Annotated in this window: 17 protein-coding genes; 4 read left to right on the forward strand and 13 right to left on the reverse strand. The window is 56.9% G+C overall.

The window, feature by feature from the left end:
- Window positions 1–43: 43 nt before the first annotated feature.
- From OSO_RS0117340 to OSO_RS48160, 9 genes are all read right to left on the reverse strand, one after another.
- Window positions 44–1,375 (reverse strand): DUF1552 domain-containing protein, encoded by a 1,332-nt coding sequence (locus OSO_RS0117340; RefSeq protein WP_010584487.1) that lies wholly within the window; start codon window positions 1,373–1,375, stop codon window positions 44–46.
- A gap of 252 nt (window positions 1,376–1,627) precedes the next feature.
- On the reverse strand, window positions 1,628–3,283 hold the full coding sequence (locus tag OSO_RS0117345; protein ID WP_010584488.1) for an MFS transporter: 1,656 nt from the start codon (window positions 3,281–3,283) through the stop codon (window positions 1,628–1,630).
- Window positions 3,284–3,362: 79 nt separating this feature from the next.
- On the reverse strand, window positions 3,363–4,091 hold the full coding sequence (locus OSO_RS0117350; protein WP_010584489.1) for a M17 family peptidase N-terminal domain-containing protein: 729 nt from the start codon (window positions 4,089–4,091) through the stop codon (window positions 3,363–3,365).
- A gap of 41 nt (window positions 4,092–4,132) precedes the next feature.
- Window positions 4,133–5,701: an alginate export family protein gene (locus tag OSO_RS0117355; protein WP_010584490.1), complete on the reverse strand. Its 1,569-nt coding sequence runs from the start codon at window positions 5,699–5,701 to the stop codon at window positions 4,133–4,135.
- Window positions 5,702–5,808: 107 nt separating this feature from the next.
- On the reverse strand, window positions 5,809–7,659 hold the full coding sequence (locus OSO_RS0117360; protein ID WP_010584491.1) for an amidohydrolase: 1,851 nt from the start codon (window positions 7,657–7,659) through the stop codon (window positions 5,809–5,811).
- A 323-nt stretch (window positions 7,660–7,982) separates the two neighbouring features.
- Window positions 7,983–8,648, reverse strand: a complete 666-nt coding sequence (locus OSO_RS0117370) for a hydrolase (protein WP_010584493.1) — start codon at window positions 8,646–8,648, stop codon at window positions 7,983–7,985.
- Window positions 8,649–8,847: 199 nt separating this feature from the next.
- Entirely contained in the window at window positions 8,848–9,471 is a 624-nt protein-coding gene (locus OSO_RS0117375) for a response regulator (RefSeq protein ID WP_010584494.1), read from the reverse strand.
- Window positions 9,464–10,735 (reverse strand): GAF domain-containing sensor histidine kinase, encoded by a 1,272-nt coding sequence (locus OSO_RS48155; protein ID WP_010584495.1) that lies wholly within the window; start codon window positions 10,733–10,735, stop codon window positions 9,464–9,466. The genes OSO_RS0117375 and OSO_RS48155 overlap by 8 nt, the downstream gene beginning before the upstream one ends.
- A gap of 706 nt (window positions 10,736–11,441) precedes the next feature.
- On the reverse strand, window positions 11,442–13,103 hold the full coding sequence (locus tag OSO_RS48160) for a serine/threonine protein kinase (protein ID WP_010584497.1): 1,662 nt from the start codon (window positions 13,101–13,103) through the stop codon (window positions 11,442–11,444).
- Between the two features lie 443 nt (window positions 13,104–13,546).
- On the opposite strand from OSO_RS48160, the gene OSO_RS43955 reads away from it, so the two are divergent.
- From OSO_RS43955 to OSO_RS0117410, 3 genes are all read left to right on the forward strand, one after another.
- Window positions 13,547–15,142: a sodium:solute symporter family protein gene (locus OSO_RS43955; protein ID WP_157605315.1), complete on the forward strand. Its 1,596-nt coding sequence runs from the start codon at window positions 13,547–13,549 to the stop codon at window positions 15,140–15,142.
- Window positions 15,143–15,267: 125 nt separating this feature from the next.
- The gene (locus OSO_RS0117405; protein ID WP_010584499.1) at window positions 15,268–16,209 is read left to right on the forward strand and encodes a dihydrodipicolinate synthase family protein; all 942 of its coding nucleotides are present in this window, start codon (window positions 15,268–15,270) and stop codon (window positions 16,207–16,209) included.
- A gap of 211 nt (window positions 16,210–16,420) precedes the next feature.
- Window positions 16,421–16,852: a glycoside hydrolase family 2 gene (locus OSO_RS0117410; RefSeq protein ID WP_010584500.1), complete on the forward strand. Its 432-nt coding sequence runs from the start codon at window positions 16,421–16,423 to the stop codon at window positions 16,850–16,852.
- Window positions 16,853–16,979: 127 nt separating this feature from the next.
- On the opposite strand, the gene OSO_RS0117415 is transcribed toward OSO_RS0117410, so the two are convergent.
- The 3 genes from OSO_RS0117415 to OSO_RS0117425 form a co-directional block, all read right to left on the reverse strand.
- The gene (locus tag OSO_RS0117415; RefSeq protein ID WP_040592544.1) at window positions 16,980–17,753 is read right to left on the reverse strand and encodes a succinate dehydrogenase/fumarate reductase iron-sulfur subunit; all 774 of its coding nucleotides are present in this window, start codon (window positions 17,751–17,753) and stop codon (window positions 16,980–16,982) included.
- A 13-nt stretch (window positions 17,754–17,766) separates the two neighbouring features.
- On the reverse strand, window positions 17,767–19,698 hold the full coding sequence (locus tag OSO_RS0117420) for a fumarate reductase/succinate dehydrogenase flavoprotein subunit (RefSeq protein WP_010584502.1): 1,932 nt from the start codon (window positions 19,696–19,698) through the stop codon (window positions 17,767–17,769).
- Between the two features lie 83 nt (window positions 19,699–19,781).
- A complete protein-coding gene (locus OSO_RS0117425; RefSeq protein ID WP_157605317.1) occupies window positions 19,782–20,510 on the reverse strand; it encodes a succinate dehydrogenase cytochrome b subunit in 729 nt (242 codons plus the stop codon).
- Between the two features lie 464 nt (window positions 20,511–20,974).
- On the opposite strand from OSO_RS0117425, the gene OSO_RS0117430 reads away from it, so the two are divergent.
- Window positions 20,975–21,853 carry an SDR family oxidoreductase gene (locus OSO_RS0117430; protein ID WP_010584504.1) on the forward strand — a complete coding sequence of 293 codons (879 nt, stop codon included), beginning with the start codon at window positions 20,975–20,977 and terminating at the stop codon, window positions 21,851–21,853.
- Window positions 21,854–21,900: 47 nt separating this feature from the next.
- On the opposite strand, the gene OSO_RS0117435 is transcribed toward OSO_RS0117430, so the two are convergent.
- Window positions 21,901–22,353 (reverse strand): hypothetical protein, encoded by a 453-nt coding sequence (locus OSO_RS0117435; RefSeq protein WP_010584505.1) that lies wholly within the window; start codon window positions 22,351–22,353, stop codon window positions 21,901–21,903.
- Window positions 22,354–22,401: the final 48 nt, after the last annotated feature.

The following is a 22,401-nucleotide window of genomic DNA, read 5'->3' on the forward strand; positions in this document are numbered from 1 at the left end:
CCTCGTCTAGATTCGTGCTATGGCACAATCGATATGGCATTCGTCACAGGTGTTCGAGCTGACGATCGGCGTCGCCAAACTCCGTTTGATTCACTCCCATGCGATTCATGAGAGCCAAATAAAGACTGCAAAGTTTGCGGTTGTCATCGCCAGAGGCCGCGTAGTCCAGGACACGACCGGTTTTTAGTGTTCCGCCCAGCCCACCGGCGAGCAGCAGAGGAACTTTGGTGGAATCATGCTGGCTTCCCGACCACATGTTTGAGATGAACATCAGGCAAGTATTGTCCAAGACTGTGCCGTTTCCTTCCGGCATCGCATCGAGTCGGCTGGCAAGATAGGCCATCTGGCTGACGTAATAGCGAGAGACTCGTTCGTAGGCGTCAGACAAATCGTCGTGTGACGCCGGATGATGTGCCGCGCGCACGTCCAGGAATGGATAAAACAATCCCGACAGATCACGGCAGAGCAGCACCGAAGCCACACGGGTTTTGTCTGTCTGAAAGGCGAGTGCGACGATGTCACACATCAGCCGCATGTGGTCGCGAATATCCTCGGGCAGGCCGTTGTCCGGTCGCTTCATCAGCGCGGCGAGACGTCCGCGATTTCGAGCCCGTTCGTCGGCATCGTCTTTTGTTTTTCGTGTTCGCTCGATTTGTTTCTCGACTTCGCGAACACTGGTCAGGTACTCATCCAATTTGGTTTGGTCGCGGTGACTGACTTGTCGCTTGATCTGCCTGGCATGCTCTTGCACGCGATCGAGAATGCTTTGTGTTCGCCGACTGCCATGGTTATCAAACAGGCTATCAAATGCGAGTGATGGGTAAACTTCCATGGGCACGGGCGAATTCGCATCTTGCCAGGAGATATGCGAACTGTAAGCCATCGAGAAATTCGTTTCGTGATAGCCGGTGATTGGCTGTTCGCATCCCAGGACGAGACTGGCCTGTGGAGATTGCTCCGCCCAATGGTTGGCCAGCACCTGATCGAGGCTGATGCCGCCTTTCAGGACGGATCCTTTTTGAAGGGCCGCACCTGAAAGAATATTCCCCGTCTGACCTGGATGGATTCCGACACCCGTCGCCTGCTTGTTGAACAGCCCATGGATGACATTGAGTTTGCCCTTCAGCGGCTCAAGCGGTTGCAGGCTTTGGCTGAGCTCCATGTCTACGCCAGTGCCGGTTGCCCACCAATGTTTGGAGTTAATCCCGTTGCCCATGAAGAGCGCTGCGAAACGCTTCGGCAGTTGTTCAGATCTGGCTGCTGCAGGATTGTCACTGGCCCAGCTCGATAATGATTCGAACCATGGCAACCCCATCGCGACGCCAGCTCCGCGCAGGACCGTCCGTCGGTCAATTCGCTGTTGTCCCCAGTTCATGGCTCGGCCTTTGAAGGTCGGTCAAACAGGATGCAAAACGGGCGTGCTTCGTTTTCAGCCTAGTGTTGTCGTCACGACGATTCGCCAAACATCATATACGGAATGAAAAAACGCAACCGATCTGAGAAAAATGCCAAGGTACCGAAGTCACCTGGCCGTGACTTCAATTCGGGACAACGGTGTTGCGGGACTTAAATCGATCGTCGTGTTTTCAGGCATTCGCAGAGCCGTTTCGAATCTTTCAAAACGCGGTCAAGGGCACGGTCGAGACTCGGCGTGGTGGTTGTCGAACGGACCCGTCGCTGCGACAAGATGGGTCACTTTAGGCGGTTGATCACCCACATGGAATGCACGGGCAGCACGTTCGAGGGCTCGATCGTCGTGTGTGACCCGCTCGTGTTGTCGAAGGTGTTCAGCCCAGGATTCGACGAGAAAGGCTTCAACGAATCGCTCGTGATTTTCCGCATCTTGAAACAGGTCCCAGCGGATGGCTCCATCCCGCAGGCGGGCAGACCGAAGTTGCAAGACCGCACTGCGAAAAAGGGCCGCCGATTTCTGCAGGATGTGATATTCGACGGTCACCAGCACGGGACCATGATCGTGTGCGGCGTTTGGCACGATTGGTGCCTCGGGCCAGTGATGCGATGGTTCGACTTCGGGAGGGGGGCCTGATGGCAATCGATAGAATGCGTAGGTTGCGGCACCAAGAACCATCCACGCAGCAGAGGCGGCGAGTGATTGTTGGGCGCCGATAATGTTGGCGAGTCCGCCCCAGATCATGCTGCCCGCGGACATGCCGCCAAAGAACACGAGCAGATACACCGACAATGCACGCGCTCGTACCCAGGCGGGAAGCAGGCTTTGAGCAGACGAACTGAATTCGGTTAGAACTGCGAGCCAGGCGGCGCCGCAGGGGAGTAAGACGAGACAACTGGTCCACACCCCAGGGGCGATCGTCAGTAGGGCCGCGCCCGCTGCATAGACCAGCGAGCCGCCCAAGGCAATCAGATCGGCGTTGACGCGATTCCGGACTGATGGCAACAAGATTGTTCCGATCACGGCCCCTGCGCCAACCGCACCGAGCATGACACCGTATCCGAGTGGTCCCCAATCTGCGTGCGTCCGTGCTAAGAGTGGCAACAGCGCCCACAAGCCACTCGCACCCGTCACGAAGGCGGCTGCGCGCACCAGGATCGCCTGAAACTGCGGTGCATTGCGAACGTATCGAATTCCCACACGAAGGGCGCCGACAAGTCGTTCGGAGGGAAGGGCCGAATCTTTTGTGGACCGGCGCCAGGAAAAGAGGACGGCGAACACGCCCACAAACGAGATCGCATTCAAAAGGAATGCGGCGGCGGGACCTGCGGCCGCGACCAGGAGTCCGCCGATCGCGGGACCGACTGCGCGTGAGGCGTTCATCGAGACGCCGTTGAGGGCCACGGCCGCCGGCACTTCCGATCGAGGGACGAGTTCCGGGATGATGGCCTGCCATGCCGGCGCATTCAGCGCGAATCCCACGCCAAGTGCGAAGGTCAGCGCCAACAGCAGCCATGGCGTCATGACATTGAAGAATGTGGCGGCCGACAGGATCGTGGCGGCCAGAAGCATCCAGGCCTGAGCAATCAAGAGCAACCGCTTGCGGTCGACGACATCCGCCAGTGCGCCCGCAGGAATCGCGAGAATGAACACGGGCAATGTCGTTGCCGCCTGAACGAAAGCGACCATCATGGGCGAGGGGCTGAGGCTCGTCATCAGCCATGCCGCGCCCACGTTCTGCAGCCATGTTCCCAAGTTGGAAGCGACGGAGGCGATCCAAAGTGCACGAAAGACGGGGCGTTGAAGCGGGGCATACGCGGACACGGGTGCGCTATTGCTGTCGCTCGTCGGATCATCATTCATGTCGTGCATTCGCGGCTCGTTCCATCGTTCACGCAAATCCATGCCGGAGACGGACGAGTCGTTGTGACCCGTCCATGCACATTCTGTCCTATTTGCTTTTCGACGAGTAGGGCCGTGTGGAACGTTTGGCGATGTCGGCATTTGCTTCGGCAATTGCGGCGGTGACACCGGCGATGGTTTCGTCGTAGAACTTCGGTCCCGCTTCAACCACCCAGGATTCAAGCGCTGCCGGTTTGGAGAGACCTTGTGCCTGGAGACGTTGTTCCGTGTCGAGTGCCAGTAGCATGCCGCGTACGACGGCCGTTTCCACCTGACCGGCGGGAAGAGTGTTGTTTCCCGCATCTTTGATCAACGGTGCGAAGGCGACGCGAGTTGCTCCGAGCCGTAGTGCTTCACGAAGGGCCGTTCGTCCCACGCGTTCCATGCGTTCGAGCGACAGTGATTTTTCTTCACCGAGTCCAATCAGCAGCAATTGCCTGGCCTTGATTGAGTTTTCTGGAGCCTGAATGAGGAATGTCTCCATTTCATCGCCGCGAAATTCGCCCCGCTCGCGCACGGCCGCGATGAGTCCCCCCAGGTGTTTGTCGAGTTCCACGGGCGCTCCTGCGAGTCGCGTGTCAGAGGTCTCGGTTCGCTGGAAGTAGCAGACAACCTGCAGGGCAACGTCGGCATCGTAGGGCCCCTGCATACGGACGATGATCGGTAGTCCTTTGGGGCCCGATAACTTGGTCTCGGGTGGGGCCGAATCTGCGGCGCAGAGACCCAACGACATCGAGGTAAGGGCGATCCAACTGATGAGATTCAGGGTGATCTTCACGACGAGATCCTTTTCAAGCGGTATTCAACAGGACGCGGAAATCAAAACTTGTAGGTGAGCCAGCCGGTGACGAAATCGAGTGGCTGTCCCGGAGTCGCATCGGTAAGAAACTGCCCCGGAAAGACATGGACGTAGCTGATCAGTACGGTCACATGAGGCTGCGGCGTCCAGACTGCCGTGATCGAGGGGCTCGAGCCGATATACCGGGCATTGCTGGCCTGTCCGCTGGCGATTTCAGATCCAGATAAGCGATACACACCATCCTGCAGGGACTCGCGCCAGAAGAAGTTCCAGTCTGCGGACAGCTTCCACGTTTCACTGAGGGTCAAGTCGAGCGTGGGATGAAGATCAATGATGTTCAAGGGGCCGAAGGGGCCGGCCAGGTTGAAGTAGGCTCCTGAAGGGAAAAGCGGATTGAACGTTTGAAGGTTTGCCGACTGGGCATTCTGATCCCCGCTCGCCACGTCAAATCGAATTCCGACGGCGGGTTTGAGAGGCGCGTCCGAAAAGTTGTAGCGCACGGCGTTGGCGGCGGTCCATGCACTAATTCGTCCGGAACCGAACTGGCCGAATTGATAGACGTACTCGAGATTGTATTCCCAGGGCATCGGTCGGCCCCAGACCCTTGTCCCCACCGAATGACGCAGCTCGTCGCCGGATTTTTGATTAAACATCCCGTCCTGATTGTGAAATCCCAGGTAGTACAGATCGAGACTGAGCCGGTTGTCAGCGGCAACTGGTCCTGTCCCGTAAAGTCCCCAAAAAGACACGGAGGGATCGGGGATGTCGTCGAATATGTTGGGGTTGTTTTCGACGGGTTTCGACCACCAGGCGTCAATCGACCAGTCACCGACTTTCGCCAGGGCCCGGATAGCATCAAATGATCGCCGCAAGTTTGGGCCTTCGCGGACGTCGATCAGGCGACCGCTGCCATAACGAAATTCCTGACGGCCGATGCGCCACGTGAGATTGTTGGATTCGTCGCCGGACCAGATCCAATCTACGAAGCCCTGATGGATATCGAACGTGTTGTTGTCGATATCCGGGCGTGGTCCGCCGATTCGTCCCTCTTCCGATCCGCTAATGGACTGAAGAAAGACGCGCCAATTTGACCCGAGGTGAATGTCCGAGTGCAACATATAACGCTGCAGAAAATACGTGTTGTAACCTGCTGCATTCGCCGGGCCGGCTCCGAATCCATCATTGTGATAGGACTCGAACCATTCACGCACTTCACCGCCAAGCGTGATGAAGTGATCGTTGCTTTCGCCAAAAGGGATGAACTTGAGCGGGTCCCAGAAGTCAGTCTGCTTTGCGGGGTCTCGCAGATACGAAAAGTCTTCGTCGTAACGAAGCACCTTATATGCCGGGTGGTTGGGACCCGCCCGATTGTTTGATCCAGAGAGTGCACTTTGGCCCGGGCCGAGCTGAGGCGCGTCGGCGGCCGATGAACTGCTTGATGTGCCGGCTTCCTGCGTGGTCTGCTGCGTCTGAGTCGGAAATGGAACAGAAGAAGTCACATCCGTTTCAGGCCCTTGGGCGGCGCTGACGAGAGGGATCAGCAGGCCGACAACGATCGCGCCGCAATGAAAGCGACAGTGTCGCAACATTGTATGGACCGATCGTTGATGCAGCGGCCTTACCGTAATTTCTGTCGTCCCTCTCATTGTGGTCCGGTGGTTATTCCAAATTCCTCGGCCGTTGCCCCGTACGCCACTTAGAACGCCCAGCACGAGCAACCCGTTCCCCAGAATGGTTCGTAAATCGCACCTTCGACACAGCCCGCGATCCGATGAAACAAGTCATGCGACGTCGTTCCGTGAGCCTGCTGGACAGTGTTTCTGGTCTGCAGTGCCGCGGGAATTCCGTTGTAGTATCCACCGTATGTTCCGACCGGAGACCAATCTGGTGAAACGGGCAATGGTTTCGGTGCCAGGTTCGAGAACGGCCCGTTGGCATAGACAATCTTTCCGCCGACGACGGTCAGGACCGATTGCAAGCCTTTGATTTCGTGTTCCGGCACGGAGAAATAGTCGGCCGACAGAACCGCCACGTCGGCAAGCTGGCCCACGGCGAGTCGTCCCTTCGTCTGATCTTCGCCAGACATCCACGCCGAGCCTTGCGTATACAATCGCAGGGCTGTTTCGCGGTCGACTCGATTGGCCTCGGGATAAAGTGCCAGACCGCCCACCGTGCGCCCACTGACCAGCCAGTAGAGCGAGACCCACGGGTTGAAACTGGCTACGCGGGTGGCGTCGGTACCCGCCCCGACGGGGATTCCCATCGACAACATTTTCGAGATCGGGGGCGTCTGTGTCGCCGCCTCGGCACCATATCGATCGACGAAATACTCACCCTGAAATGCCATTCGGTGTTGAATTGCGATTCCCCCGCCGAGGGTCTTGATGCGTTCGAGATTTTGCTCTGTGACGGTCTCGGCATGATCGAAGAACCAACGCAATCCGGCAAACGGGACGTCTCGATCAACCCGTTCGAAGACATCCAGAAAGCGACTGATGGATTCGTTATAGGTCGCGTGAAGTCGGAACGGCCAACGCTGTTCGGCGAGAAGTTTGACCACGCGATGAAGCTCGTCTTCCATGGACGGATTCAGATCGGGGCGCGGTTCGAGGAAGTCTTCAAAGTCGGCCGCAGAGAAGACAAGCATCTCTCCCGCCCCGTTCATGCGATAGAAATCGCTGCCCGCGCCGGGGCTGGTCATGGACGTCCACCGGGCGAAGTCTTCGTATTCGCCCTTCGGTTTCTGCGTGAACAGGTTGTAGGCAACGCGTACCGTCATTTCGCCGCGGCGATGCAGATCTTCGACGACGGCATAGTCGTCGGGGTAGTTTTGAAATCCTCCGCCGGCATCGATCACGCTGGTGATCCCCAGGCGGTTGAGCTCACGCATGAAATGTCGCGTCGAATTGATCTGATCGCTGGGTGACAGTTTGGGGCCCTTGGCCAGTGTCGCATACAGGATCATGGCATTGGGCCGCGCGATCAGAATCCCGGTTGGATTTCCCTGTTTGTCCCGTTGGATTTCACCGCCCGGCGGATCGGGGGTGTCTTTCGTGTATCCCACCGCACGCAGGGCCGCGGCGTTCAGAATTGCGCGATCATAGAGATGCAGGATAAAAACGGGCGTATCAGGGGCGGCGGCATTCACCTCTGCCAGGGTTGGCATCCGTCGTTCGGCAAACTGAAATTCGCTCCATCCCCCGACGACTCGAACCCACTGCGGCGCTGGCGTTCGTTTCGCCTGCTCGGCAAGCATTCGCAGTGCATCTGCGAGAGAAGGAACGCCATCCCAACGCAGTTCGAGGTTGAAATTGAGGCCACCGCGGATCAGGTGGAGGTGCGAATCATTCAGTCCAGGAATGGCACGGCGGCCCTGCAGGTCAACGACCGTGGTCGACGGACCCCGAAGCGCCAGAACGGCGGCGTCGTCACCCGTGGCCAGCACCTTGCCGTCACGGGCGGCGAGTGCGGAAACTTCCGCAGCCGATGAATCCTGGGTCGAAATTCGACCGTTGAAGAGAACGAGATCGGGGAACAGTTCGGTCAAGGTGATTCCTCCTAATTTGACGGCATCTCTTCATCGGCAACTTGCGAACATTCTGTTCTCACTCGAAGCCATGTGCACAACAGATTTCGGGGTAGTGCGTCTGTTGTCGAAATTTGATTCGATCTTCATTGACCACTCGTCGCCGCTTAGACCGGCGACTTTTGCTGTCCGCTGGGATCATTCGTTTGGAGCGACCCAAGTTCCGTATTGGAACGCGACACGCTGTGATTTTTCGAAGGGGCCGGTCGGCCGAATCTGCGGATCGTTGTCGCGCCGTTCGGGCGACTTTCAATTCGGTGGATTCGGCCGATTCGATTCCTATCCTAATGATCCGATTTCAAGCGGACGGGGTAGGGGGGCTGCTTGTGAACCATGGTGTATGCGTACTCGACACCTTGTCCGTAGGCGCCGCAGTGCTGCAGGACCAGCCCCATGACGGCGTCGTAGGTGTCTCGTTTGGCCCAGTCGCGCTGAAATTCCAGCAACACTTGTAGCGCGGTGACGGGGGCTGCGCCGGCTTGGACAACCCGGTCCATGGCTGCGCGATGGGCGACTTCGCTCGTCCCGCCAGAGGCATCTTCAACTGCATAGACTTCGTAACCGGCTTGCATCGCCTGGATGGCGGGAAACGTGAGGCAGACTTCGGTCCAGAGGGCCGCGATGACCAGCTTCTTACGTCCGGTTTTCTCGACCGCCTGCACAAACTTCTTGTCTTCCCATGAGTTCATACTCGTTCGTTCGATCGGAGTGTTTCCGGGAAACAGTTCGGTAATTTGGGGCCACATATGTCCCGAAAAACTTTCGGTCTCGACGGTGGTCAGAATGACCGGCACGTTGAAGATTTTGGCGGCTTTCGCGAGGACCAGCGTATTGTTGACGAGTGTTTGCCGGTCAATATTGGCGACGCCGAAGGTCATTTGCGGCTGGTGATCGATGAAGATTACCGCGCAGTTTGTGGGATCGAGCAGGCTGAGGATCGGTTTCGACATCGGAGGATTCCTTCAAGGGAAGCTGTCGTGGCGGCGGACAGGAACGCAAGAAAGTGTAGTTCGATTGATTCGATCCAACTATTCCACGAAAGAGGGGATTCGAAGGCCCCCGGTTGAGGAGCGGCGGCGTACCTCTTTTGAGGGAGGCGTGGTTGCGTATGGCCCCACAGTCAGTCGATCGATGCGGATTTCCGAAGTGTCAGTCCAGCCGAACGAGCCCGCGTTTCAGGGCCATGGTTGCGGCCGATGTACGATCACTGACGCCCATTTTCGCAAGAATATTCTTGATATGGCTTTTCACGGTCTCTTCAGTGACATAGAGGGTGAGCGACGCGTCGCGGTTCGACTTACCCTGCACAACGAGCCGCAGGACATCGAGCTCTCTCGGAGTCAGTTCTGGGGCCGCGGCCCGTTCCGCCAGCTTGGCCGCAATCAGCGCGGGGATACAAGTTTTGCCTGCATGGACCGCACGAATGCTCTCAATGATTTCGCTGAATGTGGCGTCCTTCAGCAGGAATCCTTTGGCCCCAGCACGCAGCGCACGATAAATATCTTCGTCGGTGTCGAACGTGGTCAGAATGATAATCCGTGCCGTCAAGAATTCTTCGCGAATGGCCGCGACGACCTCGACTCCATCCCGCCGGGGCATTCGCAGATCGAGTAGCAACAAATCGGGATGGTGCTCGCGAAAAAGACTGACAGCCTCGTCACCATTTGCCGCTTCAGCGATCACTTTCATGCCGCCAGCTTCATTCAGCATGGCGACCAGTCCCTTTCTGACGACGATATGGTCGTCGGCGAGCATGATTCGGATGTCATTCAAGAGTCACCTCATTCTCTGCCTGAAGCGGCAGTTCGACAGAGACGTCGGTTCCTTCACCGGGAACGCTGGCCATTGAGAAGGACGCGCCAATGCGATCGGCACGCTCGCGCATGCTGATGAGGCCAAAGCCACGTGGCAGGTGTTCCGTCGTCGGCGTGAATCCCCGACCGTTGTCAGCGATTGTGATCTTAACGAGCCGATTTGAACATTCGAGCGAAATTCGAATCCATTGCGCGTGGCCATGTTTCAGGCTGTTATTGAGTGCCTCTTGCACGATGCGAAACAGTTCCGTTTCGACAGCGGGCGGCAACGAGCGAAGCGGTCCCAACACTTCGACATCGATTCGAGGCGATTCCGGGTTCCGGATTCGATCGACGAATTGTCGGATCGCCGAGGGCAAGTCGACGCCTTCCAGATCAGGCGGCCTAAGGCCCCAGATGGAACGGCGCACTTCAGAAAGTCCGTGTCGTGCAAGGGCAATCGCTTCATCAATGCATTCACGTGCTTTGTCTGGGTTTCGACCAAGGGTCTGTCGTGCAGTCTCGAGATGCAGGCTGATTCCGGCAAACTCTTGCCCCATGGTATCGTGAATCTCTCGCGCGAGGCGATTGCGTTCCTCGGCAACGGCGGCACGGCTGGCCTGGTCCGTTAAGCGAATGAGTTGCATTCCCAATGCGGCCTGGTTGGCCAGAGCGTGGGCGAGTTCCCATTCCGAGGAATTGAATGTTGGTTTGGAAAAGAATGCCATTCCCATGAACCCGACGGGTTCACCGCCCGCCAAAAGCATCATGCTGAGCCACTCTTTGACCCCAACCGAGTCGAACCAGACGGCGAGTTCTTCGGGCAGATGTAAACTGCGCGCGTCGTCGGCCAGAATGGTTGACATGCCACTGTCGAGAAACTGCCGATAGGCGGGGCAGATGGTCGCCGAAAATCGTTGCAGGTACTGCGGTTCGTCGGGGCGAAGCCCGATTTGCGTCTGTCCATCACGAACGCCCGCCATGAATTCAAAGGTTTTGTCGTCCGCGTTGAAGACGAAGATTTGGGCAATATCCGCTTTTAGTAACGCCGCGCCGCTCGACAGTGTATGGACGAGGAATTCCTGTAGATCGCTGCCCTGGACCAGGCGACTTGCATTTTCTTGCAGCGTGAAATGAAAACGCTCGACCTCAGAACGCTGAAGATGCGAGTGATCTGCAAATGCGGCGGACGAAATCGCTTCGCGATGCTGGGACGAACGTCGCTGTTCGTGATCGGCTGGCATGTTGGTTTTCGCGAGGTGTGTTCGGGAAACGATGGATTCGGAGAGAGGTCACTTCTCAGTGAACGCAACGTCAAAATTCCCTTCGGATATTTCTCGAGAGATCGTCTCATAGGAGGCATCGCCGAGCGGTGCCACAAAATGAGTGTCTCTGGCGTCTCGTCAAATTTTTGATCGCCTTGATCGTTTTGAACTAGATGTTGCTGATCTCTCAATGCGGCAATGTGTTATGGCAGATTGACAAGGCGATCAATTGAGCACGTTGATCTTGTTGTTGCAGTCTTTCTGTCAGTGCCGTGCGGACGCGACCTGCACGGAATGGTGTTGTGGCCGAAACATTCGGTTGATTCGGGTTGGAGACGGTCATGGGGAAGGTACTCTGTGATGCATTGTCGATGTGTCGTTCGAACTCCCCATGCACGAGGGTTGCACGACGACGAATATCATAGGAGCTCTGCCGAGCGCGTCACGGCCAATTTGGTCCCATCTTCCAATCGTTTGGAAACTCCCGTGGATTTGGGAACGCCTCGTTGTGACGTGATCGCGCGTTGACGCCGTTCCGAATTGGATTCTGCGTGATGTATTGACGCATTCACGAACAGCTTCAACGCACGGGCGCCATCAGTTCAACGGCGAGGTCGTTGCGATTGAAATGCGGCTGACATTGAGACTCGCGTTGGAAATCCCAATGAAGTCTTATGTCAAAGCTCTATTGTGGATTGCTGGAGTTGTCTGCTGGTTCAAGTGGTTCGAGCCAAGGCGGGTTTCCGGGATTGTCTGAACGCTCGATTCGCTTCACGGCATACGCGACCTGCGGGCGAACCTCTTCGTTGTCGCGGTAGAGGTTTTTCACGCTTGTCCAGATCTCTTCGGCGTCGACCGTATTTCCCTTTTTGAAGAGCGAGTCGGCTTCCTTCAGTTTTTTATTGATGTAGGAAATGTAGTCTTCGTCTGCACCACCCGCTTTGACGATTGCGTTGATCTGGTCTTCCGCGAGCAGCACGTAGAGTTGGGCGTCTTTCTTATCTTTGAACAAACGCGTGATGCTGCGAAACTGGCGAAGCGCGGTGATTCGGTCGCCAAATTTCAAGAAATGTTCTGCAGCCAGAAACAGTTTCTCTTGTTCATTGGCCGGACCTTCTCGCAGGCGGCGGGGGCTATGCATATCTTTGTCGAGCACCTTCTTGTCGATATCGACCATCATTTGGTGCGCTTTTTCTGCGTATCGACCTTCAGGAAAACGCTCAATGAGTGGCTGAAGGTACTTGGTTTTTGCTTCGCGCCAATCCGCGGTGTATTCCGTCAGCAAGAGTTTGTCGGCGCGCGCCATCAACTGTTCTTCACCGGGCGGCATGAACTGCCAGGCCACCACGCCCAAGAGAAGTAACAAGCAGAGTGCCAGAAACCAGATTCGTTCGTAGAACGGGCTGTTGTCTTTCTTCTTCTTTTTCTTCTTCTTTCCGAGGATCGATTTCAATTCTTCGGCCGACTGGCTACGGCCACCCACCGTGCCGGTGGCCAGAGTCTGCGCGGCCATACTGCGCTGCTCTGTCACTTTCGTCCGGACGTTTTCGATTTCACCCTGCAGGGCGAGTGCATCATAGACGCGATCGGCGGGGTCTTTCTCGAGCAATCGAAAGATCAATTCTTCGAGAAAGAGGGGACAGTCGGGGACAAGTGACGTGATTCGAGGCGGATCTTCCTGGAGATGCTGCATGAGCATCTCACCTTGATTCTCGCTCGTAAACGGTGTTTCCCCGGCGATCATCTCGAACAGGACGCAGCCCAGAGCGTACAGATCGGTCTTCTTGTCGACGGGCGGTTTGCCTCGAATCTGTTCGGGCGCCATGTAGGCGTAGGTTCCGACCGTCTTTCCGGCTGCGGTGAGGGCTGTCGCGGTCGTGTCGCGCGCGATCCCGAAGTCGGTGAGCTTGATGACATTGCCGGGGCTCATCAGCAGATTCGCGGGTTTGAGGTCGCGATGGATGACGCCCGCTTCGTGAGCGTGCTCGAGGGCCATGGCAATTTGCGTAGCGATATCGAGGGCTTCTTCCCAGGGAAGCCGCTGTTTCTTTTTGAGGTACGATTCGACGGACCCCGCCTCGACCAGTTCCATCGCGTAGAAACGCTGCGAACCAAATTTGCCCCCGCCGTAATAGCGGACAATGTTGGGATGCTGCAGCTTTTTCAGGATCGAGATTTCGCGTTCGAAGCGGCGCTGCAAAGATTCTGAGTCGGAAACGTCGGGGGAAAGAATCTTCAGAGCGACACGCGCTCCGTTCTTGGTGTAGGTCGCCCGATAGACGATTCCCATTCCGCCGACGCCGATTCGGTCCCCAACTTCAAAGGGGCCGATCATCCTCTTGGTCATGCCTGTCGATTCCTAGAGTTCAATCACTGAATCGGGAAACCCAGTTTTTTGCCCTGCCGAGCCACCGTGGACAATTGTCGGTCATGCACGTCGGAATTCGGACCACGATCGGCCACTCGGCGATTCGAGGCGCCGAAGCGGTCCCTCAAACTGAGCAAGTTCGAAGGCACAAACGACTTTGGACGTGCGACTCTCCATTCTCAGCGTCGGATCGAGAGAGTGCAATCCACGAACGCCATTTCGTGGCCAAAACGACTGAACAAACCGGATTGCCACGCGATTCCAGATTCAGACGTCAAATACGGTCGATTTCGAGGGGATGCGCGAGTAGACTCGTCAACTTATTTCCCCCGAATCGGCAAACCTTCTCCTGTCCGATTCGATCATTCCAACGATCGAAGTTTTTACGTCATCATCATTTTGAGAAAGGCGTCAGATCATTCATGCCGTTATCCGAACACGCCCGTGATCACACGCTCGATATTGCCGTGCTGGCAATTTACCTGGTTGCCGTGGTGGGTTACGGCTGCTGGTTTGCCTGGCGTACGAAGACGTCAGAACAATTCATGTCCGCCGGGCGATCGATTCCGGGCTGGGCCGTCGGACTCTCGATTTTCGGTTCGTACATCAGCAGCATTAGCTTCATGGCCAATCCAGGAAAGTCCTACAAAGACAACTGGAATGCCTTTGTGTTCGCGATTTCGATGCCGCTTGCCATCTGGTTGTCTGTCAAATACTTCGTGCCGTTCTATCGCCGAAGCGGTCACTTGTCGGCCTATGAACATTTCGAAGAACGATTTGGCGCCTGGGCTCGCACGTATGCTGTCGTCTGTTTCCTACTGACGCAACTTGCGCGGCTGGGAATGATTCTGTACATGCTGGCGCTGGCGTTCGAGCCGCTTGTCGGTATCGACGTCAAGACGATCATCATCGTCAGTGGAATTGCGATTACGCTTTATCCGTTCCTGGGTGGGACCGAGGGGGTCATCTGGACGGGGGTGGTGCAGTCGATCGTGCTTGTCGCGGGAGTCATTGTTTGCCTGATTGCGGTGATGCTGGAACTCCAGGGCGGGTTTGGCGAACTGTTCAAAGTGGCGATCGAGAACAACAAGTTCAGCCTTGGAAAGATCGCCTTCGCTGAGCCCAATGCCACGCTATCGCAGGTTTGGTACGCGAATATTTCACAGTCGACGTTCTGGGTCGTGCTGGTTATGGGGATGGTGACGCATCTGCAGAACTTTGGGATTGATCAGGCCTATATTCAGCGGTACGTGACGGCAAAATCCGATGCCGATGCGGGACGAAGTGTCTGGCTGGGCGGCTTGTGTTTCATTCCCCTGAGCGCGGCGTTCTTCTTCATTGGAACGGCCCTGTTCGTGCTGTATGTCCATCAGCGGCCTGGTGAGATTCCGGTCGGTACGAAGCCCGAGGGGGTTTTGCCTTATTTCATCGGACACGAACTTCCGCCCGGCGTGATGGGACTGGTGCTGGCCGCGGTATTCTCGGCGGCGATGGATTCGAATTTGAACTGCTGTGCGACGCTGTATCTGTGCGATATTCATCGCCGGTACCTGCGGCCGAATGCGTCAGAGCGCGAGTCGATGATGGCTTTGCACGCGTCGACGCTGGTGATGGGGGCGCTGAGTATCCTGACAGCGCTCGGGATCACGCAGATCAATTCTGCGGCGCTCGACATCTGGTGGAAACTGGTTGGGATTCTGAGCGGCGGGGTCTTGGGATTGTTCCTGCTGGGGGTCTTGTCACGGAGAGCGACGTCATTTCATGCGGCGATCGGCGTCATTTTTGGTGCGGTCGTGATCGTCTGGATGACATTCAGCCCGATCTGGAAAACGCGTCTCGAGGCCAATAATATGGCGTGGCTGGTGAGCCCCTTTCACGATAATCTGATTCTGGTGGTCGGAACATTAACGATTCTGCTGGTTGGTCTGGCCGTCAGTCGCTTTTCAGTTCGGCAAACTCGCGATGTTCGGATCAGTTCCGGTGAGAATCTTGAGACCATTCAAGAACCCGCGACTTGAGACTGACCGTCGGTCGATAAACTCAATACACGACGGTTGTTTCGTGTCCTGCGGCACCCGGCCGCGGACAAACGTCCGTCTGCCCCGATTCCTGCCTGCGTCAACATTCACTGGAGCCTGACTCAATGTCCCTGTTTCAAAAGCCGCTACGCGGCATTGTCCCGCCGATGGTCACTCCTTTGCTCAATCGCGACGAATTGGATCTCGCAGGTCTGGATCGACTGGTTGAACATCAGGTTAAAGCGGGAGTGGCTGGGTTATTCGTTCTTGGTACCACCGGCGAAGGGCCGAGCCTGAGCTATCGGCTGCGTTACGAACTGGTCGAACGCACGTGCGAGATCGTCGCCGGACGTGTTCCGGTTCTTGTCGGGATCACGGACACCTCGGTCGAAGAAGCGTTGGAATTGTCGCAATTCTCGAAGGGAGCTGGCGCCAATGCCGTCGTGGCCGCGCCGCCCTACTACTTTGGCTTGGGCCAAGCCGAAGTGCGCGAGTTTCTGCGCGATGTGGCGGACGAATCGGTCCTGCCGATGTTCGTGTACAACATGCCGTCGTGCGTGAAGTTGTCGCTGACTGTGGAGACGATTGAGCAACTGTCGGATCACAAGAATATTTGCGGCGTGAAAGACAGCGGGGGCGATATTGAGTGGTATCGTCAGTTGTTGAAACTTCGCAGCGTTCGCCCCGATTGGACGTTCTTGATCGGCCCCGAACACCTGATGGCGGAATCGGTATTAATGGGAGGGGACGGCGGCGTGAACGGCGGTGGGAACCTGTACCCACGCCTGTTCGTCAGCTTGTTCCAGGCTGCGGACCGCAAAGATCAGAAAGAGATCGATCGCCTGCAAGAAGAGCTGCTGCGTCTCGGCGAGCTGTACAACATTTGCGGTGCGGGGCCGGCGGGTTACCTGCGCGGTCTGAAGAGTGGTTTGGAAGCGGCCGGAATCTGCTCAGGCCGAGTCGCTCCGCCGTTCATCGAGATTGATGAAACGGAACGCACGCGTGTTGCGGCTCTAATCAAGACTTTAGGTCTTGCGCAGGCAGGCAAGGCGGCCAACGTCAAGTAGTCGTATTTTCAATACCTGCTTGCCCTCCGGTCTATCGTTTCCGATGGAGCGGAGGGCGGCGAGTGGTTTACCAGGATGAAAAACGGGGGTTGGGTAGCCGGGGCTGGACGAGCGAATACGCTGGAAGCCCCTGGGTTTCCGTAATGCTCTCGAACCCCGGCCACCCCCAATCTTCTTATGACAACGCCGCAGGTTCCGGCGCGGTGAGGACATGGCGACGCATCGAATTCACCTGCGCGGACCTTGGGACTATTCACTGCACGCGGCGGCAGTTGGCGTTGCGCCGGCGGTGACGAAAATCGGTACGGCGAACATGCCGCGTGAGTGGCGCGAGGTCTTCGAAGAAATTGGCGGAACGGCCGTCTTTCGCCGGAAGTTTCATCGCCCTACGAATCTGTCGCCGCAAGAACGTGTCGTGCTTGTCTGTACCGAAGTTCGCGGAGCAGGACGGGCGAGTTTGAACGAACATCCGCTCGGCGAATTCACGGCTGAAGGGAATGCCGTCGAATTTGACGTCACTGGCCGATTGAACTCGTTCAACGAATTCACCATTGAGATCGCGTTCGAACCCAGCCAGTTTCCGGCGCTTTCTGGTGGCCTGTATGGCGTCGTGGCGATCGAAATTCGCAGTGCTGACGAGTGACCTGTCATGGCGAAATCATCGGGTTGCCCGGGTTGAATGGCTTTGCCGAACCCCCGGGGCTTCCAGCGATTCGCTCGTCCAGCCCCGGGTACCCCACCCATCTTCTTCGAGCTCGAATCGATTTCGATCACTCGGTTGAGAACAGCGTTGCCTTGATGTACTCGCGGTTGAGCTGAGCGATGTTTGTCAGTTTGATTCCGGCCGGGCAAGCGGCTTCGCATTCGGCGGTGTTCGTACAGTTTCCGAACTTTTCGGCATCCATCGCGGCCACCATCTTTAGGACGCGCTTGCTACGTTCGCCTTGCCCCTGAGGGATATTGGCGAGGTGCGAGACTTTTGCAGAGACGAACAGCATGGCCGACGCGTTCTTGCAGGATGCGACGCAAGCGCCGCATCCGATGCATGCCGCCGCGTTCATGGCGTCCTGTTGCACATGATGTGGCACGAGAGTGGTATTCGCTTCGGGGGCATTACCCGTGTTGACAGACACATATCCACCCGACTGGATGATGCGATCGAAGGCAGAGCGGTTGACGACCAGGTCGCGAACGATGGGAAACGCCTTCGCTTGCCACGGTTCGATGACGATCGTGTCGCCGTCTTGGAAGCGGCGCATATGCAGTTGGCAGGTCGTCGTGGCCGAATCGGGGCCGTGTGCCTGGCCGTTGATCATGACGCCACAGGTGCCGCAGATTCCTTCCCGGCAGTCGTGGTCGAACGCGACGGGCTCTTCACCCTTCGCGATCAACTGCTCGTTGAGCACGTCGAGCATTTCGAGAAATGACATGTCGGGCGAGATGTTGCTGAGTGGGTAGGTCTTCAGCACTCCGGTGGCCGTTGGACCGGCCTGTCGCCAGATCTTGAGTGTCAGATTCATGTTTTTGGATGAAGAGTGGCTCATATTGGATTCGATCTCACTTATAGCTGCGGACGCCGAGTGGGGCATCGTTAAATGTCAAAGGTTCCTTGTGCAGAATGGAATCGGCACCGACGCCTTTGTATTCCCAGGCGGCCACATAGCTGAATTCATCATCGTTTCGCTGACACTCGCCTTCTTCCGTCTGGTGTTCTTCACGGAAGTGTCCACCGCACGACTCGTCCCGATGCAGCGCGTCTTGTGCGAGCAGTTCCGAGAATTCGAGGAAATCAGCAACTCGTCCGGCGTGTTCGAGGTTCTGGTTCAACGTTTCCCCGCTGCCGAGGACCTTCACGTCGTTCCAGAATTGATCGCGTAATTCCCGGATCGAATCGATCGCCGAGATCAGGCCTTGTTCAGTGCGGGCCATTCCGACGTTGTTCCACATGATCTTGCCGAGTGCGCGATGGAAGTGCTCGGCACTGGTCTTGCCATTCACGCTCAGGATGGCATCGGTCCGTGACTTGGCCGAGTCGAGAGCGGCCTTGAACTCGGGGCGATCAGTTGTCACCGGGGTGACTTTGCGGGTCGCAATATGATCGCCAACGGTATAGGGGATGACGAAGTAGCCATCGGCCAGGCCTTGCATCAGCGCGCTCGCGCCCAGGCGGTTCGCACCGTGGTCCGAGAAGTTGGCCTCACCCAGCACATACAGGCCCGGCAGGTTGCTTTGCAGGTTGTAATCAACCCACAGCCCACCCATGGTGTAGTGCACGGCCGGGTAGATTCGCATTGGCACTTTATACGGATTCTCGTCGGTGATCCGTTCGTACATGTGGAACAGATTACCGTACTTTTCACGAATGACAGATTCGCCGTATTGCTTGATCGCCTTGGAAAAATCCAGGTAGACCGACATCCCGGATGGACCGACGCCATAACCCGCATCACAGCGTTCTTTGGCTGCGCGCGATGACACATCGCGCGGGGCCAGGTTTCCATATGAGGGATAACGCCGTTCGAGATAGTAGTCGCGATCGTCTTCGGGGATCTGATCGGCCGAGCGGGTGTCGCCTTTTTTCTTAGGAACCCAGACGCGGCCGTCATTTCGCAGGCTCTCGCTCATCAAGGTCAATTTTGATTGATGATCGCCGCTGACAGGAATACAGGTCGGGTGAATTTGCGTGTAGCAGGGATTGGCGAAGTAGGCACCGCGCTTGTGACAGCGCCAGGCAGCCGTCACATTGCAGGTTTTGGCGTTTGTGGACAGATAGTACGCGTTCCCGTAGCCACCGGTGCAGAGCACGACGGCATCGCCCGCGAACGTTTCGTATTTGCCTGTGACCAGATCGCGCGTCACGATTCCGCGGGCGATCCCGTCGACGACGACAACATCGAGCATTTCGCGGCGTGCGAACAGCTTGATTCCGCCGCCATCCACCTGGCGCATCATGGCCTGATAAGCACCAAGCAACAATTGTTGACCAGTCTGGCCACCGCAGTAGAACGTGCGCGAGACCTGTGCACCACCGAACGAGCGATTGGCCAGTGTGCCGCCGTACTCGCGTGCGAAGGGCACCCCTTGAGCGACGCATTGATCGATGATCGAAGTGCTGAGCGTCGCCAGACGATAGACGTTCGATTCGCGGGCGCGCCATTCACCGCCTTTGACGGTATCGGCGAACAGACGCCAGATCGAGTCGCCATCATTCTGATAGTTCTTGGCGGCGTTGATCCCGCCCTGTGCGGCGATACTGTGAGCCCGGCGTGGACTGTCTTGGATGCAGAACGAAAGGACGTTGTAGCCCAGTTCGGCGAGTGATGCTGCGGCTGAACCACCGGCAAGTCCGGTGCCGACAACGATGATCGTGTACTTTCGCTTGTTGTTCGGAGCAACGAGCTTCAGGTCTTTCTTTCGTTGATCCCAGCGGTTGGCAATTGCGCCGGTCGGACAGAGTCCGTCCAGTGGGGTATCAGCGACGGTCGCCATGGTCATTCCTCTCGCGGTCTACTCTGTAACAAGTGTGAAAGCCGGTGTTCGCTTAATTCCGAAGGACGCCGTCCGGTCCGCGACTAGTGCCGCAGTCCCGGGACGAAGACGACGATGCTGGCGAACCCGACAGCGATGACGACCGCTAAAATCTTTCCAATGACTTTGATCAGCGGCATATATTTGGGGTGATTCAGCCCGATCGACTGAAAGGCACTTTGGAATCCGTGCGACAGATGCACGCCCAAGACCACGACACCCACAAAGTAGATCACCCGGCTAATGGGGCTGTTCAGCACGACCATCGTATTGTGATAGGGTGCGTTGGGATCAGACTCGGCCAGATATTTCAGGTCGCCGCGTAAGCCGAATCGCATGTCGATCAGATGCAGAATCAGAAACCCGAGCACCACGGCTCCCGAGGCGAACATCCAAGAATTGGCACCAATCACGCGGCCGGGAATCTTGGTCTGTTTCATCACGTACTGGCTATTGCGTGAGGTCGTATTCCCAATCGAAGTGGCGACTGCGAGGTACACATGCGCCACGAACAGGACCAACAACCCCACTTCGGCGATGATCAGCAGTTCTTTCTGATTGTGCAGGGCGTGCGCGTATTCGTTGTATTCATCAGCACCAACGAATAGCAACAGGTTTCCAGCCAGATGTGCGACCACGAATCCGGTCAGGAAGAGTCCCGTGACCCCCATCACAAATTTCTGGCCGATCGACGACGACAGCAACCGTAGAACCCAGCGCAAACCCACTTGGTCAATCAACCCAGCTTGGGGCTGGGAAGTCGAGTCCGTCACGTTGTCACTCCCTGCGGCATCTACTGCCATCATTCGTTCATGGAACGCTCGAAACGGGATCGCGGCTCTCATTAATGGCCGCCTGCATCCTCAATTTCGTCTCGGGGACGTCCTCTCGAAGGACGCGTCACCAAATCATTAAGCCTCACGGATGTTCGGCGATGTCTCTTTGTTTCGCATCAGCGATTTCAGGGATTATAGGAAGCGGTAGTCGAACTGCAAATCAGTTCGTTTCGTTTACCGCAAGGTAAAAGACGAGTTCGCTCAAGGCGGTCTCGACTTTGCGATTTCAATGCACAAAATTCAAATCGACAGGTCGCAGCCAAAAGTTTCGCAAACTTGGCAATCTGCAAAATCGCTCCAGTTACCTGAATCAATATTCTTACGCAAGTTCTTAAGAGTTCGTAGGCTTTGTAGATCCTCGTTATTGAAAAGGCTCTTAGCGTTGAAGGAAGACTCTGGGCATGCGAATTCTCGTATTGGGTTGCGGATATGTGGGGCGTCGTGCGGCTGCGACTTGGGTGGCCGATGGACATGAAGTGTTCGCCCTGACGCGAAGTGAGCAGAATGCGAAGTCATTTCTCGAAGCGGCGATACGCCCCATTCTGGGCGACGTGTGCGATCCGGGTTCGTTGCGCGACCTGCCAGCGATCGATCTGACATTGCATTCCATCGGGTTTGACCGGTCATCCGGGAAAACCCAGGAAGACGTGACTTGCGGTGGGTTGCGACACGTGTTGAACCATCTGCCCAACAGTTGTGGACGATTTATTCAGATCTCGAGCACAAGCGTCTATGGGCAGTCTGACGGTGAATGGGTCGATGAGAATGCAACCTGCGAACCGATTCAACCGGGAGGTCAGCTCGCGCTCACCGCGGAGAATCTGTTGCATGAAACGTTCTCGGCGCGGGGACATGGCCGGGTGGTGGTTCTGCGTCTGGCGGGAATTTATGGTCCAGATCGGTTGCTCTCGCGTGTCAATGCACTTCGCGAGGGTTTGGTGTTGTCGGGGCGAGGCGATTCGTGGCTCAATCTGATCCACGTTGACGATGCCGTGACTGCGATCCGTGCCGTGGCGACGCAGGAATTGGAGTCAATTCACAACGTCTACAACGTTGTCGACGATGAACCGATAACGCGTCGTGACTATTTCGAATGCCTGGCGCGTCTTGTGGAAGCGCCGACACCGCGGTTCGATCCGGCGCAGCCGAGTGCTCGCGGTTCCGGCGGGTTGAACAAACGCTGTTCGAATCGCCGCCTGCGTGAGGAGTTCAACTGGAATCCTGCTTATCCGACAATGGGGGTCGGCCTACCGGCGGCGCTGAAGGCTTCAATCGAATGAGGGGCTGCCAGATCCGGCAAACCGCAGTTCGGGGCGGATCGAGATCGTCAATTGTGCTGCGTGGACGACGAGCGGCTGAATCGATTCACGACGGAGTCATCCAGGCGAATGTAGTGCCAGCGATGCCCGTTCCGCTCGACGACGTAGTGATCCTCGGGTTTGGCGAGCAAACAGCGATCATGCGAGGCATTTTCTTGAGGCGCGACGAGTCGCACCTGCGTCTGTCCCGTCTGGTCCGTGACTAGGTAAGTTCCTTCAACAATGCCTTCAGGCAGAGGCAGAGACGATTTCTCTGCTGCAGGACTGCGCCCCGTCTGCAGTCCGCCAACAGGTCGCGCTGGCCGCGACCATTGCGTGTGTCGCTCCGAGAATCCAGCGTGGGTTCCCACCAGATACGGGGTGGGCCGATCGGCGGCGGCAAGTCGTTCAGGATGGTCGCCAGACCACAACGCCGTGAACGTGCCGGTGACGAGGGTCAGCAGTGCCACGCGTGTGGCCATGATCAGAGTTTCCATCGTATCACGTCATCGGTTCAAGTGAATTGAGTG

It is taken from the genome of Schlesneria paludicola DSM 18645 (genome assembly GCF_000255655.1).
Taxonomy (GTDB): domain Bacteria; phylum Planctomycetota; class Planctomycetia; order Planctomycetales; family Planctomycetaceae; genus Schlesneria; species Schlesneria paludicola.

What these genes read in the sequence shown, in the direction of transcription:
- OSO_RS0117340 (WP_010584487.1), bottom strand. Translation starts at nt 1,375, where the DNA reads ATGAACTGGGGACAACAGCGAATTGACCGACGGACGGTCCTGCGCGGA.
- OSO_RS0117345 (WP_010584488.1), bottom strand. Translation starts at nt 3,283, where the DNA reads ATGCACGACATGAATGATGATCCGACGAGCGACAGCAATAGCGCACCC.
- OSO_RS0117355 (WP_010584490.1), bottom strand. Translation starts at nt 5,701, where the DNA reads ATGTTGCGACACTGTCGCTTTCATTGCGGCGCGATCGTTGTCGGCCTG.
- OSO_RS0117370 (WP_010584493.1), bottom strand. Translation starts at nt 8,648, where the DNA reads ATGTCGAAACCGATCCTCAGCCTGCTCGATCCCACAAACTGCGCGGTA.
- OSO_RS48155 (WP_010584495.1), bottom strand. Translation starts at nt 10,735, where the DNA reads ATGCCAGCCGATCACGAACAGCGACGTTCGTCCCAGCATCGCGAAGCG.
- OSO_RS48160 (WP_010584497.1), bottom strand. Translation starts at nt 13,103, where the DNA reads ATGACCAAGAGGATGATCGGCCCCTTTGAAGTTGGGGACCGAATCGGC.
- OSO_RS43955 (WP_157605315.1), top strand. Translation starts at nt 13,547, where the DNA reads ATGCCGTTATCCGAACACGCCCGTGATCACACGCTCGATATTGCCGTG.
- OSO_RS0117405 (WP_010584499.1), top strand. Translation starts at nt 15,268, where the DNA reads ATGTCCCTGTTTCAAAAGCCGCTACGCGGCATTGTCCCGCCGATGGTC.
- OSO_RS0117410 (WP_010584500.1), top strand. Translation starts at nt 16,421, where the DNA reads ATGGCGACGCATCGAATTCACCTGCGCGGACCTTGGGACTATTCACTG.
- OSO_RS0117415 (WP_040592544.1), bottom strand. Translation starts at nt 17,753, where the DNA reads ATGAGCCACTCTTCATCCAAAAACATGAATCTGACACTCAAGATCTGG.
- OSO_RS0117420 (WP_010584502.1), bottom strand. Translation starts at nt 19,698, where the DNA reads ATGGCGACCGTCGCTGATACCCCACTGGACGGACTCTGTCCGACCGGC.
- OSO_RS0117430 (WP_010584504.1), top strand. Translation starts at nt 20,975, where the DNA reads ATGCGAATTCTCGTATTGGGTTGCGGATATGTGGGGCGTCGTGCGGCT.
- OSO_RS0117435 (WP_010584505.1), bottom strand. Translation starts at nt 22,353, where the DNA reads ATGGCCACACGCGTGGCACTGCTGACCCTCGTCACCGGCACGTTCACG.